Source organism: Streptomyces sp. NPDC047081 (assembly GCF_040643775.1).
Lineage (GTDB): Bacteria > Actinomycetota > Actinomycetes > Streptomycetales > Streptomycetaceae > Streptomyces.
The window spans coordinates 36,857-50,719 of the sequence record NZ_JBEYUY010000024.1; the positions used below are offsets into that span (position 1 = coordinate 36,857).

A 13,863-nucleotide genomic window follows, 5' to 3' on the forward strand; every position below is an offset into this window, starting at 1 on the left:
CGACCATGCAGCGTGACGGTTTCTGGATCACCGGGGAACTCTCGGCGACCGAGTTCGGCACCGCGATCTACGGCTCGATGTACGTCGAGCGCCTGACCCCCGAGAACCCCACCCAGCCCTACCCCGTCGTGCTCATCCACGGCGGGGGCGGCCAGGCCACCGACTACCTCGGCACCCCCGACGGACGCGAGGGCTGGGCACAGCAACTGGCCCGGGAGGGTTACGTCGTCCACGTGGTCGACCGGCCGGGCCACGGCCGTTCGCCGCACGACCCGGCGGTGCTCGGCCCGGCGATCCCGGCGCTGTCGGCGGAGCTGTTCCTGTCGATCTTCGCGCCGGAGCAGTTCGCGGACACGCATCACCAGTGGCCGATCGGCCGTACGCCCGAGGACCCCGGCGTGCAGCAGGTCACGGCGAGTTTCGGGCCGATGCTCGCCGACTGGGAGGAGATGCACGCCCTGGAACAGCGGCGGCTCGCCGCGCTGCTCGACCGGATCGGACCGGCGATCGTGTTCTGCCACTCCGCCGGCGGCCCGGCCGGTTATCTGCTCGCGGACGCGCGCCCCGCCCTGGTCAAGGCGCTGGTCGCCATCGAGACGGTCGGCCCGCCGTTCGTGGTGCACCCGGCGGGCGGGCCGCTGTCCTGGGGTCTGGCCTGCGCGCCGCTGACCTTCGATCCGCCGGCGTCGGACGCGTCCGAGCTGAGCCTGGAGACCGTCGACATGCCCGCGGGGCCGCCGCGCACGCTCCAGGCGGAGCCGGCCCGCAGGCTCGCCCACCTGGCCGAGGTCCCCATCGGCGTGGTCACCTCACCGAACTCGCACTTCCGGGGCTTCGACGACCATCTGCAGGCCTTCCTCAGGCAGGCCGGCTGCCAGGCCGACTCGCTGCGCCTTGAGGACTTCGGGGTCCTGGGGAACGGCCACGGAATGATGTTCGAGCTCAACAACCGCGAGGTCCTCCAGGTCATCCTCGACTGGCTCGGAAAGACCGCATGACCGGAAAGACCGTATGATTGAAATCTAAAGATTCATTGTCCCACGATGGAGTGGCGATGGTGCTTCAGGCGGCCGGCTCGCCGGTGACCTTCTCGACGGCCGGTCTCCCGGTCTCCCGCCGCATGGAGCTGTGGGAGCAGTACAACGCCCGCGCCTTCGTACGGATGACCTGCCGGACCCTCGGGGACGAGCCGCTGGAGGCGACCGAGCGCAATGTGCGCACCCGCGGTCTCCGGCTGGCCCACATCACCGCCGGTCCGCACATCGCCGAGCGCACGGCCCGCGAGATCGAGCGCCATCCCACCGGCACGGTGGTGCTGACCGTGGTCCTGGCGGGGGAGACCTGCGCGTACTACCGCGACGGCGCGGTCACCCTCAAGCCGGGGCAGGCGATCCTCGCCGACACGGACGTGCCGTCGATGCGGGGCTTCGCGCACGGCGTCGACCAGCTCCACCTCACCGTGCCCAAGACGGTGTACCAGGATCTCGTGCACGCCGAGATCCCGCAGCCGTACCGGGTGTTCGAGATGTCCCCGGCCACGGGCGGGTCCGCGCAGGGGACGGCCCTCGTCCGGCTGATCGGTGCCGCCGTGCGGGGCGACGACGTGGGCGACCCGCACGCCCTGGAGCGGGACGTGCTCGCCTCCCTGCGGGCCGTGGTCGTCGGACCCCGGGCCGGAGATCCGTCCGCGCAGCTGGCGGCCGCCCAGGAGTTCGTCCGGCAGCACCTCGGCGATCCGATGCTGTCGGCGGCCCGGATCGCGGCCGGTCTCGGCGTCAGCGAGCGGCAGGTGTCCCGCATCTTCAGCGCCCACGGCGGCGTCGCCGGCTGGGTGACCGACGTACGCCTCGACCGCGCGCTCGCGCTGCTGTCCGAGCCGGGACACCGCTCCGTGGGCCAGGTGGTCCGGGAGTGCGGATTCGGCTCCCACTCCTACTTCACCCGCGTCTTCCGCCAGCGCTTCGGCGTGTCGCCGCGCGATGTGCTGAACGGCTCGGGAGCGCCGGCCGGTTCTTGAACAATCACGCCGCCGGGATGACCGATTCCGCCACCGGCGGCGGCCGTTGACCCGCGGATGCCAGCGTGCAGGGCAACCGCACCGGAATGAGGTCAACGATGACTGCACCCGAATCCGCCGTCGCCCCCCTGCCGAAGGAACTCCTGTCGCGCCTCGGGGAACTCCTCGGAGCCGAAGGCCTGTTGCTGGACGACGAGCAGCTCGGCGAGTACCGGGACCCCTACTGGATCCCGGGTGACTCCACCTACTACGGCGCCGCGGTCGTCCTGCCCGAGAACACCGAACAGGTACAGGCCGTCGTCAGGCTCGCGGGCGAGTTCCGGGTGCCGTTGTGGACGAGCTCCCAGGGCCGCAACAACGGCTACGGCGGCGCCTCCCCGCGCGTGGGCGGTTCGCTCCAGATCAGCATGCGGCGGATGAACCGCGTGCTGGAGATCGACGAGGAACTCGCCTACGCCGTCGTCGAGCCCGGTGTGCGCTGGCTGGACCTGCACGCGGCGCTTGAGGCCGGCGGTCACCAACTGCGCCTGTCCGTCCCGGACATCGGCTGGGGCAGCGTGGTCGGCAACTCCCTCGACAACGGCATGACGTACATGGCCAACGGCCAGGACTTCGCCGCCCCGACCGGCATGGAGGTGGTCCTCCCGGACGGCGAGCTGCTGCGCACCGGCACCGGTGCCGTGCCCGGCAGCAGGACCTGGCACGTCTACAAGCGGGGCGTCGGCCCCACGCTCGACCCCCTGTTCACCCAGTCCAACCTGGGCATCGTCACCAAGATGGGCGTCTGGCTCCAGCCCACCCCCGACGCGTACCAGTCCCTCTCCCTGTGCGTCGCGCACGACGCCGACCTCGGCGCCGCCGTGGAGGCCGTGCGTGACCTGATGCTGGCCGGCCTGGTGCGCGGAGTGCCCTCCTTCTACGCCGCCCCGCTGAACGGTTCGCAGATCAAGGGCCTGCCGATACCACCGGGCACGGCCTGGACCGAGGAGGAGCTGGAGGCCTACGGCAGGGAGACCGGGCTCGGCCGCTGGACGGTGCGCACGGCCCTGTGGGACGACCGCGAGGTCCTGGAGGCCAAGCGCGCGAGGATCGTCAAGACCTGGAGCCGCATCCCCGGCGCGTACGTCCAGGAGGGGCGGGTCTACGGCCCGGACGAGTACGGCACCATCACCAACCACGCCGAGAAGACCCAGATCGGCATCCCGCACCTGGAACTGCTGGACCTCATGCCGGACTTCGTCGGCCACATGGAGGTCTCCCCGGTGGTGCCGATGCAGGGCACGGCCGTGACCGAGGCCGTCGCGGCCATCCAGGAGATCCTCGTGGCCGCGGGCTTCCTCCCGCAGATCGGCGTCCTGGCGGTGAGCGCCCGCGCGGCGGCCGTCGTCACGGCCATCGGCTTCGACAAGAACGACGCGGACGCCGTGAAGGCCGCGGTGGCCGCCGCGCACCGGGTCGTCCGGGAACTCGGCCGCATGGGGTACGTCCCCTACCGCGCCCACCTCGACCTGATGGACGACGTGGCCGGGCTGCTGTCCTTCAACGACGGCGCCTACCACCGGTTCATGGCGAAGCTGAAGGACGCGGTGGACCCGGACGGCGTGCTCTCGCCGGGCCGTTACGGCGTCTGGCCCGGCGGAGCCGACCGCCTCAGGTGACGCGGTCGAGCCCGAGCCCCGCCGACAGGTCCGCGACGGTGGTGCCGTAGGCCTCCAGGATCTTCACCTCGCCGCCGGCGAGGTCGAAGATCCCGTGGTCGGTGTAGACCCGGCTCACGCAGGCCCGCCCGGTGAGCGGGTAGGTGCAGGCCGGCACCAGCTTGGGGGCGCCGTTCTTGGCGAAGAGGGTCATCATCACGTAGACGTCCTTGGCGCCGATGGCCAGGTCCATGGCGCCCCCGACGGCCGGGATGTCGTCGGGGCGGCCGGTGTGCCAGTTGGCCAGGTCCCCGTTGAAGGCGACCTGGTAGGCGCCGAGCACACACACGTCGAGGTGACCGCCGCGCATCATCGCGAACGAGTCGGCGTGGTGGAAGTACGACGCGCCCGGCAGCTCGGTCACCGGCACCTTGCCCGCGTTGGTCAGGTCCGGGTCGATCTCGTCACCGACGGCGGCCCGGCCCATGTTGAGCATGCCGTTCTCGGTGTGCAGGACGACACCGGAGTCCGCCGGGAGGTGGTCGGCGACCTTGGTCGGGTGTCCGATGCCCAGGTTGACGTAGGAGCCGGCCGGGATGTCGCGGGCGACGACGGCGGCGAGCTCGTCGGGGGTGAGTGCCATCAGCGGGCTCCTTGGGTCAGGTACCGGCGCTGCCGGACCGGCACGATCCGGTCGACGTAGATGCCGGGCGTCACGACGGACTCGGGGTCGAGGGCGCCGACCGGCACCACCTCGGTGACCTGGACGACCGTGAGGGCGGCGGCGGTGGCCATGACCGGGCCGAAGTTGCGGGCGGTCCTGCGGTAGACGAGGTTGCCCATGCCGTCGGCGCGATGGGCGCCGACGAGGGCGACATCGCCCTTGATCGGGTACTCCAGCACGTAGTCGCGCCCGTCGATGGTGCGGACCTCCTTGCCCTCGGCGAGCGGGGTGCCCACCGCCGTCGGGCAGAAGAACGCGCCGATGCCCGCGCCGGCCGCGCGCAGCCGCTCGGCCAGGTTGCCCTGCGGGACCACCTCCAGCTCGACCTTCCCGGCGCGGTAGAGCTCGTCGAAGACGTACGAGTCGCTCTGCCGGGGAAAGGAGCAGATCACCTTCCGCACCCGCCCCGCCTTGAGCAGCGCGGCCAACCCGACCTCGCCGTTGCCCGCGTTGTTGCTGACGATCGTCAGGTCCGTCGCGCCCTGCCGGATGAGCCCGTCGACCAGGTCGAAGGGCATCCCGGCCATCCCGAAGCCGCCCACCAGTACGGTGCTGCCGTCCTCGATCCCGGCCACCGCCTCGTCGACGCTCTCCAGCACCTCGGCCCGGCTCATCGGCCCACCTCCACGTTCTCCAGCACCACGGCCAGCGCCTGTCCGACGCCGATGCAGATCGCCGCCACGCCGTACCGCTCGCCGCGCTCCGCCAGCACCTTCGCGAGCGTGCCGAGCAGGCGGCCCCCGGAGGCGCCGAGCGGATGCCCGATCGCGATGGCGCCCCCCTTGACGTTCACGATGTCCGGGTCGATGCCCCAGGCGTCCACGCAGGCCAGGGACTGCACCGCGAACGCCTCGTTCAGCTCCACCGCACCGACCTGGTCCCACTTGACCCCGGCCCGGGCGAGAGCCCGCTCGGCCGCCTCGACCGGCGCGAACCCGAAGGCCTGCGGCTCCAGCGCGTGCGCACCGCGACCGGCGATCCTGGCCAGCGGCGCCCGCCCGATGGCGTCCGCCGCCGACTCCGAGCCCAGCAGCACGGCCGAGGCACCGTCGTTGAGCGGCGAGGCGTTGCCCGCGGTGATCGTGCCGTCCTTGCGGAACGACGGCTTCAGCGCGGCCAGTCTCTCCGGCGAGGAGTCCGCACGGATGCCCTCGTCGCGGGTGAGGTCGGCGCCCTCCACGGGGACGACGAGATCGTCGTAGAACCCCTCGTCCCAGGCCGCGGCGGCCAGCCGGTGGGAGCAGACCGCGAACTCGTCCTGGCGCTCGCGCGAGATGCCGAACCGCTCCCGCAGCTGCTCGTTGCACTCGCCCAGCGAGACCGTCCACTCCTCGGGCATCCGGGAGTTGACCAGGCGCCAGCCCAGGGTGGTGGAGACCGCGGTGACGTTGCCGGCCGGGAAGGCGCGGTCGGGTTTGGGGAGCACCCAGGGCGCCCGGGTCATCGACTCCACGCCTCCGACGAGTACGACGTCGGCGTCGCCCACCTCGATGGTGCGCGAGCCGATGATCGCGGCGTCCAGCGAGGAACCGCACAGCCGGTTGACGGTGGTGGCGGGCACGGAGACCGGGACCCCGGCCAGCAGGGCGGCCATCCGGCCGACGTTGCGGTTGTCCTCGCCCGCCTGGTTGGCGCAGCCCCACACGATCTCGCCGATCGTGGCGGGGTCGAGACCGGGGGCCTTGGCGAGCACGCCGTCGATCGCGGTCGCCGCGAGGTCGTCGGGACGGACGTCCGCGAGAGCGCCGTTGAAACGCCCGAACGGCGTGCGGGCGGCGGCATAGACGAAAGCTGTCATGCCGACCACGCTAGGCGTCGGCCTTGATACGGTGAAGGACCGATATCCGGCCCAATTGAGATGCTGAGAGTCTTAGTGGTGAACCTGCGCCACCTCACCTACTTCGTCGCCGTCGCCGAGGAGCGCCACTTCGGCCGCGCCGCCGACCGGCTGCACATGGCCCAGCCGCCGCTGTCCCAGGCGATCCGCCAGCTGGAGGCCGAACTCGGCGTCGAGCTGCTGCACCGCACCACGCGCCGCGTCGACCTGACCGAAGCGGGCCGCGCCTACCTCGCCCGCTCCCGCGCGATCCTCGCCGACGTCGACGAGGCCGCCCACGAGGCCCGCAGGGTCGCGGCCGGAGCCGTCGGCCACCTCGCGATCGGCTGTGTCGGCTCGGCGACGTACAGCCTGCTCCCGGCTCTGTCCCGGCACCTCGCGACCGAACTGCCGGGCGTGGACTTCGCCTTCCGGGGCGAGATGCTCGCGCCCGACCAGGTCGAGGCCCTGCGGACGGGTGGGATCGACATCGCCCTGCTGCGTCCGCCGGTCGACGACCCCGCGCTCACGGTCACCCCGCTGCGCCGCGACCGGCTGGTGGTCGCGCTGCCCGCCGACCATCCGCTGGCCCGGCGGGGGCAGATCCGCGCGGCCGACCTGGGGCGGAGCGAACTCATCGTCCACTCCGCCGACCGGCGCTCGGTGATGTACGGCGTGGTGCTCGGGCTGCTGCGGGACGCCGGCCTCGACCCGCACGTCCGGCACGAGGTCGGCGAGACCTCCACGCTGGTCACGCTGGTGGCCGGGGGCCTCGGGGTCGCGGTCGTGCCCGAGCCGGTGACCGCACTGGCCCTGGCGGGCGTGACCTACCGGCCGCTGGTCCGCCCGGCCGCCACGGTCGAGCTCGCCGTGGCGCACCGGACCGACCGGACGGAGCCGCACCTGCGCCGGACCGTCGACGTCATCCGCCGGATGCTCCGGCCCTGACGGGCCGGTCCCTGTTCCTTGTTCCTTCCGTGTTCCTTGCGTTGACACCCGCACATCCAAGTCATACGTTCACCGAACAGATGGGCGTTGACCGAACAATCGAGGAGGGTCAACCGCAATGATCACTACCGACATCAACTACGCCCTGGACGTCGACGGCCGCCCGCGCTTCGACATCGTCGACCAGGAGCGGATGAACGTGAGGTTCGCCCCCGTCGCGGTCGACGTGCGTGAGGCGCGCTCGATCAACGACACCCTCGACCTCGAAGTCAACGGGTTCCGGCTCTACGACCACCGCAGCGCGGTCGCGGAGCACGGGACGAAGGCGGAGCTGGAGGAGCACTACTTCCCGGAGATGTGCGCCTTCCTGCGCGAGCTGACCGGCGCGGTCGACGTCCGCCCGCACCGCAGCGGCCTCGTCGTCCGCAGCGCCGAGTGGAAGCCGACCATGGACGGGTTTCCTCCCGCGACCTTCGCCCACCTCGACTTCACACCGAAGTCGCACGCGGAGTTCGTGAAGCTGTCGGAGCGGGACGACGGCCCGATCCCGCCGTACTCCCGGGCCGTCGTCTACCAGACCTGGCGGGCGATCTCACCGCCACCGCAGGACAGCACGCTGGCCTTCGCCGACCCGAGGAGCGTCCCGGACTCCGACCTGTTCGTGATGGACACCGTGATGGGGCCCGAGGTCTTCCCCTCCTGCTTCTTCGAGTCCCGGCTGTCCCGGGTCAACCCCGACCACCGGTGGTACTACTTCCCCGACCTGCGCCCGGACGAGGTCGTGGTCTTCAAGGGCCATGACTCCGACCCGGACCGCACCGGCGACGTGATGCACACCGCGGTCCACAACCCCGACGCCGGCCCGGACGCCGTGCCGCGGCGCAGCATCGAAGCCCGCTTCATCGCCTTCTACGCCTGACGAGCCGGTCCTACCCTGAGAGTCATGCACCCCGCACCCGCAGCACCCCGCCCGGCGCAAGCCTTCTCGACGGCACATGTGCCGTCGGCGGAGCGGCTGCGGGCCTGGGAGGAGCACAACGCCGACGCCCTGATCGCCCTGAAGTGCCGTACGCCGGGCGGCGAGGACTTCCGGGCGCGCGAGGACAACCTCGACCTCGGGCGGGTCCATCTGGCCCGGGTCCGTACGACGGCCCATGTCGTCGAGCGCCCCGCCGATCTCATCGAGCGGCGGCCCACGGGATCCCTCGCGATCTATGTCTCCCTGCGCGGAGAGGCGCAGTTCGAGCAGGCGGGCAGGTGGCAGATCGTCCGGCCCGGCGACGTCCTGGTCTGCGACGCGGACGGCAGTTTCGTCCGCGGGTTCGGGCACGGGCTGGACGAGCTGGCGGTGCGGGTGGACCGGCGTGCGCTGCCGGACGGTGTGCGGGCCGGGCAGCCGCTCATCGTCCGCCGGGACGAGAGGAACCCGTACGGTCGCGCGATCGCCCGCCTCGTCGGACGTGCCGTCGGCGTGGAGACCCCCACCCGGCCCGACGAGCAGGCCATCGTCGATCTCGCGTCCGCACTCGTGGGCGACGGCACCACCCGGCCACCGGTCGTCCACCGCGCGCTGGCCTGCGCCCATGTCGAGGACCGGCTGCACGATCCGCGCCTGTCGGCCTCCGAGGTCGCCGACGCGATCGGCATCAGCGTCCGTCAGCTCACCCGCGTCTTCGCGGACGCGGGCACGACCTTCCCGCGTTACGTGCTTGGACGGCGCCTCGAACTCGCCTACGGCCTGCTGACCGGCCCCGGCGCCGGTGCGGCCCGTACCGCGACGGTGGCGACCACCTGCGGTTTCAGCTCGGTCGCCCACTTCTCGCAGACCTTCCACGCCCGCTTCGGCGTCACCGCGGGCGAGTTGCGCCGTACGGCCGCGCAGGGCGGCTGAGGGCCTGCGGCATACGGATTTCGGCCGTCCGCCACCCCAACCCGCCGTATACGACCGGGACGGGGCGCACGCTGCCTTCAGAACCCCGCGAGAAGAAGGTGAGCGGCTCCATGCCCGACTTCAACGACGGTCAGCAAGAGACCGAACTCCCGGCATCGTCACAGGTGGAGACCGATGTCCTGATCGTCGGCTCCGGCCCGGCCGGCGCCTCGGCGGCCCTGTTCCTGTCGACCCTGGGCGTCGACAACATCGTGATCACCAAGTACCGGTGGACCGCGAACACCCCTCGGGCGCACATCACCAACCAGCGGGCGATGGAGATCTTCCGCGACATGGGGATCGAGGACCAGGTCCTGGCCGACGCCACCGAGCACGGCCTCGTCGGCGACACCGTCTTCTGCACCTCCATCGCGGGCGAGGAGATCGGCCGTATCCACACCTGGGGCACCCGCCCCGACCGCGAGGCGGACTACCAACTGGCCTCGCCCTGCCTCACCGTCGACATCCCGCAGACGTACCTCGAACCGATCCTCGTCAAGAACGCCACCCAGCGCGGCACCCAGACCCGCTTCTCCACCGAGTACCTCTCGCACACCCAGGACGACACCGGCGTCACGGTCCGGGTCCGCGACCGGCTCACCGGCCAGGAGTACGACATCCGGGCCAAGTACCTGATCGGCGCCGACGGGGCCCGCTCCCGGGTCGCCGAGGACATCGGTCTGCCCTACGAGGGCGCGATGGACATCGCGGGCTCGATGAACATCACCTTCAAGGCCGACATCGCCTCCTACGTCGGCCATCGGCCCTCGGTCCTGTACTGGGTGATCCAGCCGGGTGCGAACGTCGGCGGCATCGGCGCGGGCCTGGTCCGGATGGTCCGCCCATGGAACGAGTGGCTGATCGTGTGGGGCTACGACATCGCGGGCGAACCCCCTGTCGTCGACGAGGCCGAGGCCGTCCGCATCGTGCGCCAGCTGCTGGGCATCCCGGACCTCGACGTCGAGATCACCGGCACCAGCCTCTGGGGCAACAACGAGATGTACGCGACCCACCTCCAGAAGGGACGCGTCTTCTGCGCCGGTGACGCCGTCCACCGGCACCCGCCGAGCAACGGTCTGGGCTCCAACACCAGTGTCCAGGACTCCTACAACCTGGCCTGGAAACTCGCCGCCGTACTGCGCGGGCAGGCGGACCCGTCGCTGCTGGAGACGTACTCGACGGAACGCGCGCCGGTCGCGAAGCGGATCGTCACCCGGGCCAACAAGTCCAGCCGCGAGTTCGTCGACATCTTCCAGGCCCTCGGCGTCCTCGACGCCAAGAGCGAGGACGAGATGCGGGACCTGATCGAGGAGCGCAAGGCCAACACCCCCGAGGGCGCGGCCAAGCGGGCCGCCCTGGTGGCCGCGATGGAGACCAAGAACTACGAGTTCAACGCGCACGGCGTCGAACTCGGCCAGTTCTACGAGTCCGCCGCCGTCGTCTCCGACGGCACCCGCCCCGCCCCCAGCAGGGACGAGGACCTCTACTACACGATGTCCACCAGCCCCGGCGCGCACCTCCCGCACGCCTGGGTCGGCGACAACGTCACCAAGCTCGCCCTGATGGACCTGGCGCCGTACACCCGCTGGACCCTCCTCACCGGCATCGCCGGCGAGGACTGGGCCGGTGCCGCGGAGAAGGTCGCGCGGGACCTCGGGATCGCGCTGGAAACGGTCGTCATCGGCCCCGGCCGCGAGGTCACGGACCTCTACTACGACTGGGCCAAGCTCCGCGAGGTCGAGGAGGCCGGCGCGATCCTCGTACGCCCCGACAAGCACGTCGCCTGGCGTTCCATGAGCCTCGCCGACGACCCCGGGGCGGCCCTGCGCGGCGCCCTCGCCCAGCTCCTCGGAAAGGCCTGACCGGTGCGGTTCCTCCACGAGACGCTGCCCCAGCGGGTCGTCTTCGCCCCCGGTGACGCGCCGGCCGCGGTGGCCGCCGAAGTGGCCGCGCTGAAGGCGACGAAGGTGATGCTGATCGCCGCGCCCGCCGAAGCCGCCCTCGCCGACCGCGTCGGCGCGGACCTGCCCGTCGCGCTCCGCCACGACGAGGTCGTCATGCACGTCCCCGTCGACGTGGCCGACCGCGCCCGCAAGGCCGCGACCGAGGGCGCCGTGGACGCGCTGGTGTGCGTCGGCGGCGGCTCCACGACAGGCCTCGCCAAGGCGGTCGCGCTGACCACCGGCCTGCCGATCGTCGCCGTCCCCACCACGTACGCCGGTTCGGAGGCGACGAACGTCTGGGGCCTGACCGAGGGCGAGGTGAAGACCACCGGCGTCGACGCGCGGGTCCTGCCCCGCTCGATCGTCTACGACGCCTCCCTGCTGCTCGGCCTGCCGGTCGAGATGTCTGTGGCCAGCGGCCTCAACGCGCTGGCCCACTGCGTCGACTCCATGTGGGGTCCGCGCGCCGACCCGATCGACCGGGCGCTGGCGGGGGAGGGCATCCGGGGCCTGGCGCAGGGCCTGCCTGCCGTGGCCGCCGATCCGAGAGACCTCGAAGGCCGTGAACGGACTTTGTACGGCGCCTACTTGGCGGCCGTCGCCTTCGCCTCCGCCGGCTCGGGCATGCACCACAAGATCTGCCATGTGCTGGGCGGCATGTTCAACCTCCCGCACGCCCAGACCCACGCCGTGGTCCTGCCGCACGTCCTGGCCTTCAACGCCCCGGCCGTGCCGGAGACCGAGCGGCGCATGGCCGAGGCATTCGGCGCGCCGACCGCGGTGGCGGGACTCGCCGCCCTGCGCGCGGCACTCCACGCCCCCCGCGCCCTGCGCGACTACGGCATGCCCGAGGACGGCATCGCCCGGGCGGTGGCCCCCGTCCTCGCCGCGATCCCCGCCGACAACCCCGTCCCCGTCACCGAGCAGAACCTGACCGCGCTGCTCCGCGCGGCCTGGGAAGGAAGTGACCCCGCATGACCAACGACGTGTCCGCGGAGCAGACCGCCCGCGAGGAAGACCTGATCGCACGGGTGCAACGCTCCTTCGACTCCTGCGAGAACCCCCGCCTGAAGGAGCTGATGCAGGGCATCGTCAAGCATCTCCACGCCTTTCTGCGCGACGTCCGCCTCACCGAGGAGGAGTGGACCAAGGGCATCGAGTTCCTGACCGCCGTCGGCCATCTCACCGACGACAAGCGCCAGGAGTTCATCCTGCTCTCCGACACCCTCGGCGCCTCGATGCAGACCATCGCCATCAACAACGAGGCCTACGGCGACGCCACCGAGGCCACCGTCTTCGGCCCCTTCTTCGTCGAGGGGTCCCCGCGCATCGAGCCGGGCGGGGACATGTCCTTCGGGGCGGCGGGGGAGCCGTGCTGGGTCGAGGGCACCGTCCGCGACGCCGACGGCACCCCGATCGCCGGGGCGAAGATCGAGGTGTGGGAGGCGGACGAGGACGGCTTCTACGACGTCCAGTACGACGACGACCGGACCGCCGCCCGCGCCCACCTGTTCACCGAGGCCGACGGGAGCTACCGCTTCTGGGCCATCACCCCGACGCCGTACCCCATTCCGCACGACGGTCCCGTGGGCAGGATGCTGGCGGCGACCGGCCGCTCGCCGATGCGGGCCTCGCACCTGCACTTCATGGTCGAGGCGCCCGAGTGCCGGACCCTGGTGACGCACATCTTCGTCCGGGGCGACGAACTGCTCGACTCCGACACCGTCTTCGGCGTCAAGGAGTCCCTGGTCAAGGACTTCGAGCAGCGCCCGGCCGGCACGCCGACGCCCGACGGGCGGGACGTGGACGGCCCTTGGACGCAGGTCCGTTTCGACATCGTCCTAGCCCCCGCCGACGGCCGAGGGTGATCCGCGTCCGCGGCAGGGTCCGGCCTGCCGCGGACGGCCGTGGCCGGGCCCGTGGCGCACACCTGGGCGCTGTGGGCCCGTCCGGTCGTCTACTCTGCAGCCATGAACACCGAGTTGGACGAGCCTCGCCTGGAACAGCTGGAGCGGGCCATCGCCGTCCTGCGGGCCTTCGACGCGGAGCATCCACGGCTCACGGTCAGCGAGGTCGCGCAGCTCACCGACAGCACCCGGGCCTCGGCGCGCCGCATCCTGCTGACGTTCAAGTCGCTCGGCTTCATGCGCTCGGACGGCCGGCACTTCTCGCTCACCCCCCGCATCCTCGAACTGGGCTGGAACTACTTCGCCTCCCTCGGCGTCGACGAGATCGCGAAGCCCCTGATGCGCGACCTGGTCGACCAGGTCGACGAGTCCTGCTCCATGGCCACGCTCGACCTCCCGGACATCGTCTACATCGCCCGGGTCCACACCCGGCGGGTCATGACCATCGGCGGCGGCATCGGCTCCCGCCTGCCCGCCCACGCCACCGCGTCGGGCCTGGTGCTGCTCGGCACGCTCGACGACGACGAGCTCGACAAGTACCTCACCGCACCGCTCCAGACGTACACCCAGCACACCACGACAGATCCGGAGCAGCTGAAGGCGGTCGTCATGACGGCCCGCGTCCGGGGCTGGGCGTTGAACGACCAGGCCCTGGAGATCGGCCTGCGCGGTATCGCCGTTCCGGTGCACGACCAGTCCGGGGAGGTCGTGGCCGCGCTCAGCGTCTCCTCGAACTCCGCCCGCACGACCCTGGAGGACCTGCGGGACCGCTGCCTGCCCGCCCTCCAGGAGACGGCCCGCGCCATCTCGGCCGGCCTGTCCCGGGGAGACGCCCGGGAGGGCCTGGCCTGACCGCACCCGCATGTCGGCGGTTCACCTCCCCTGGGTGGACCGTTGACTCGTCATATGCAGCGATGTACGGTCACAGAACAAGTGAGCGC

General features: G+C 71.6%; 13 protein-coding genes. 10 read left to right on the plus strand and 3 right to left on the minus strand.

The features are described 5' to 3' along the window. The first annotated feature begins 5 nt into the window (after positions 1-5). The 3 genes from ABZ848_RS35220 (at position 6) to ABZ848_RS35230 (ending at position 3,675) form a co-directional block, all read left to right on the plus strand. Entirely contained in the window at positions 6-998 is a 993-nt protein-coding gene (locus ABZ848_RS35220; RefSeq protein WP_360838542.1) for an alpha/beta fold hydrolase, read from the plus strand. A gap of 56 nt (positions 999-1,054) precedes the next feature. Continuing rightward, complete coding sequence (locus ABZ848_RS35225; RefSeq protein ID WP_360838544.1) at positions 1,055-2,017, plus strand: AraC family transcriptional regulator; 963 nt, start codon at positions 1,055-1,057, stop codon at positions 2,015-2,017. Positions 2,018-2,115: 98 nt separating this feature from the next. Beyond that, a complete protein-coding gene (locus tag ABZ848_RS35230) occupies positions 2,116-3,675 on the plus strand; it encodes an FAD-dependent oxidoreductase (RefSeq protein WP_360838546.1) in 1,560 nt (519 codons plus the stop codon). On the opposite strand, the gene ABZ848_RS35235 is transcribed toward ABZ848_RS35230, so the two are convergent. From ABZ848_RS35235 to ABZ848_RS35245, 3 genes are read right to left on the minus strand one after another with little or no spacing between them, the layout of a single operon-like run. Next, a complete protein-coding gene (locus ABZ848_RS35235; RefSeq protein WP_360838547.1) occupies positions 3,668-4,297 on the minus strand; it encodes a 3-oxoacid CoA-transferase subunit B in 630 nt (209 codons plus the stop codon). The two genes, ABZ848_RS35230 and ABZ848_RS35235, sit on opposite strands and share 8 nt — an antisense overlap. Then, positions 4,297-4,992, minus strand: coding sequence for a 3-oxoacid CoA-transferase subunit A (locus ABZ848_RS35240; protein ID WP_360838549.1), 696 nt, complete (start codon positions 4,990-4,992; stop codon positions 4,297-4,299). The genes ABZ848_RS35235 and ABZ848_RS35240 overlap by 1 nt, the downstream gene beginning before the upstream one ends. Beyond that, the gene (locus tag ABZ848_RS35245; RefSeq protein ID WP_360838551.1) at positions 4,989-6,176 is read right to left on the minus strand and encodes a thiolase family protein; all 1,188 of its coding nucleotides are present in this window, start codon (positions 6,174-6,176) and stop codon (positions 4,989-4,991) included. Before ABZ848_RS35245 ends, ABZ848_RS35240 begins: the two co-directional genes overlap by 4 nt. A 78-nt stretch (positions 6,177-6,254) precedes the next feature. Here ABZ848_RS35245 and ABZ848_RS35250 point away from each other — a divergent pair, with 78 nt between their 5' ends. The 7 genes from ABZ848_RS35250 to ABZ848_RS35280 all read left to right on the plus strand — a co-directional run bounded on the left by ABZ848_RS35250 (position 6,255) and on the right by ABZ848_RS35280 (position 13,774). Further along, complete coding sequence (locus ABZ848_RS35250; RefSeq protein ID WP_360838553.1) at positions 6,255-7,142, plus strand: LysR substrate-binding domain-containing protein; 888 nt, start codon at positions 6,255-6,257, stop codon at positions 7,140-7,142. 118 nt (positions 7,143-7,260) lie between these two features. Then, entirely contained in the window at positions 7,261-8,061 is an 801-nt protein-coding gene (locus ABZ848_RS35255) for a CmcJ/NvfI family oxidoreductase (protein ID WP_360838554.1), read from the plus strand. Positions 8,062-8,085: 24 nt separating this feature from the next. Continuing rightward, on the plus strand, positions 8,086-9,033 hold the full coding sequence (locus tag ABZ848_RS35260; protein ID WP_360838556.1) for a helix-turn-helix domain-containing protein: 948 nt from the start codon (positions 8,086-8,088) through the stop codon (positions 9,031-9,033). 110 nt (positions 9,034-9,143) lie between these two features. Continuing rightward, on the plus strand, positions 9,144-10,934 hold the full coding sequence (locus ABZ848_RS35265) for an FAD-dependent monooxygenase (protein WP_360838558.1): 1,791 nt from the start codon (positions 9,144-9,146) through the stop codon (positions 10,932-10,934). 3 nt (positions 10,935-10,937) lie between these two features. Next, a complete protein-coding gene (locus ABZ848_RS35270) occupies positions 10,938-11,993 on the plus strand; it encodes a maleylacetate reductase (RefSeq protein ID WP_360838560.1) in 1,056 nt (351 codons plus the stop codon). Next, positions 11,990-12,883, plus strand: coding sequence for an intradiol ring-cleavage dioxygenase (locus ABZ848_RS35275; protein ID WP_360838561.1), 894 nt, complete (start codon positions 11,990-11,992; stop codon positions 12,881-12,883). Before ABZ848_RS35270 ends, ABZ848_RS35275 begins: the two co-directional genes overlap by 4 nt. Before the next feature lie 102 nt (positions 12,884-12,985). Beyond that, complete coding sequence (locus tag ABZ848_RS35280; protein ID WP_360838563.1) at positions 12,986-13,774, plus strand: IclR family transcriptional regulator C-terminal domain-containing protein; 789 nt, start codon at positions 12,986-12,988, stop codon at positions 13,772-13,774. The last annotated feature ends 89 nt before the right edge of the window (positions 13,775-13,863 follow it).

Bases quoted from the DNA above. Each gene is read 5' to 3' on its own strand.
- ABZ848_RS35220 (WP_360838542.1), top strand. From the start codon at position 6: ATGCAGCGTGACGGTTTCTGGATCACCGGGGAACTCTCGGCGACCGAG.
- ABZ848_RS35225 (WP_360838544.1), top strand. From the start codon at position 1,055: ATGGTGCTTCAGGCGGCCGGCTCGCCGGTGACCTTCTCGACGGCCGGT.
- ABZ848_RS35230 (WP_360838546.1), top strand. From the start codon at position 2,116: ATGACTGCACCCGAATCCGCCGTCGCCCCCCTGCCGAAGGAACTCCTG.
- ABZ848_RS35235 (WP_360838547.1), bottom strand. From the start codon at position 4,297: ATGGCACTCACCCCCGACGAGCTCGCCGCCGTCGTCGCCCGCGACATC.
- ABZ848_RS35240 (WP_360838549.1), bottom strand. From the start codon at position 4,992: ATGAGCCGGGCCGAGGTGCTGGAGAGCGTCGACGAGGCGGTGGCCGGG.
- ABZ848_RS35245 (WP_360838551.1), bottom strand. From the start codon at position 6,176: ATGACAGCTTTCGTCTATGCCGCCGCCCGCACGCCGTTCGGGCGTTTC.
- ABZ848_RS35255 (WP_360838554.1), top strand. From the start codon at position 7,261: ATGATCACTACCGACATCAACTACGCCCTGGACGTCGACGGCCGCCCG.
- ABZ848_RS35260 (WP_360838556.1), top strand. From the start codon at position 8,086: ATGCACCCCGCACCCGCAGCACCCCGCCCGGCGCAAGCCTTCTCGACG.
- ABZ848_RS35265 (WP_360838558.1), top strand. From the start codon at position 9,144: ATGCCCGACTTCAACGACGGTCAGCAAGAGACCGAACTCCCGGCATCG.
- ABZ848_RS35275 (WP_360838561.1), top strand. From the start codon at position 11,990: ATGACCAACGACGTGTCCGCGGAGCAGACCGCCCGCGAGGAAGACCTG.
- ABZ848_RS35280 (WP_360838563.1), top strand. From the start codon at position 12,986: ATGAACACCGAGTTGGACGAGCCTCGCCTGGAACAGCTGGAGCGGGCC.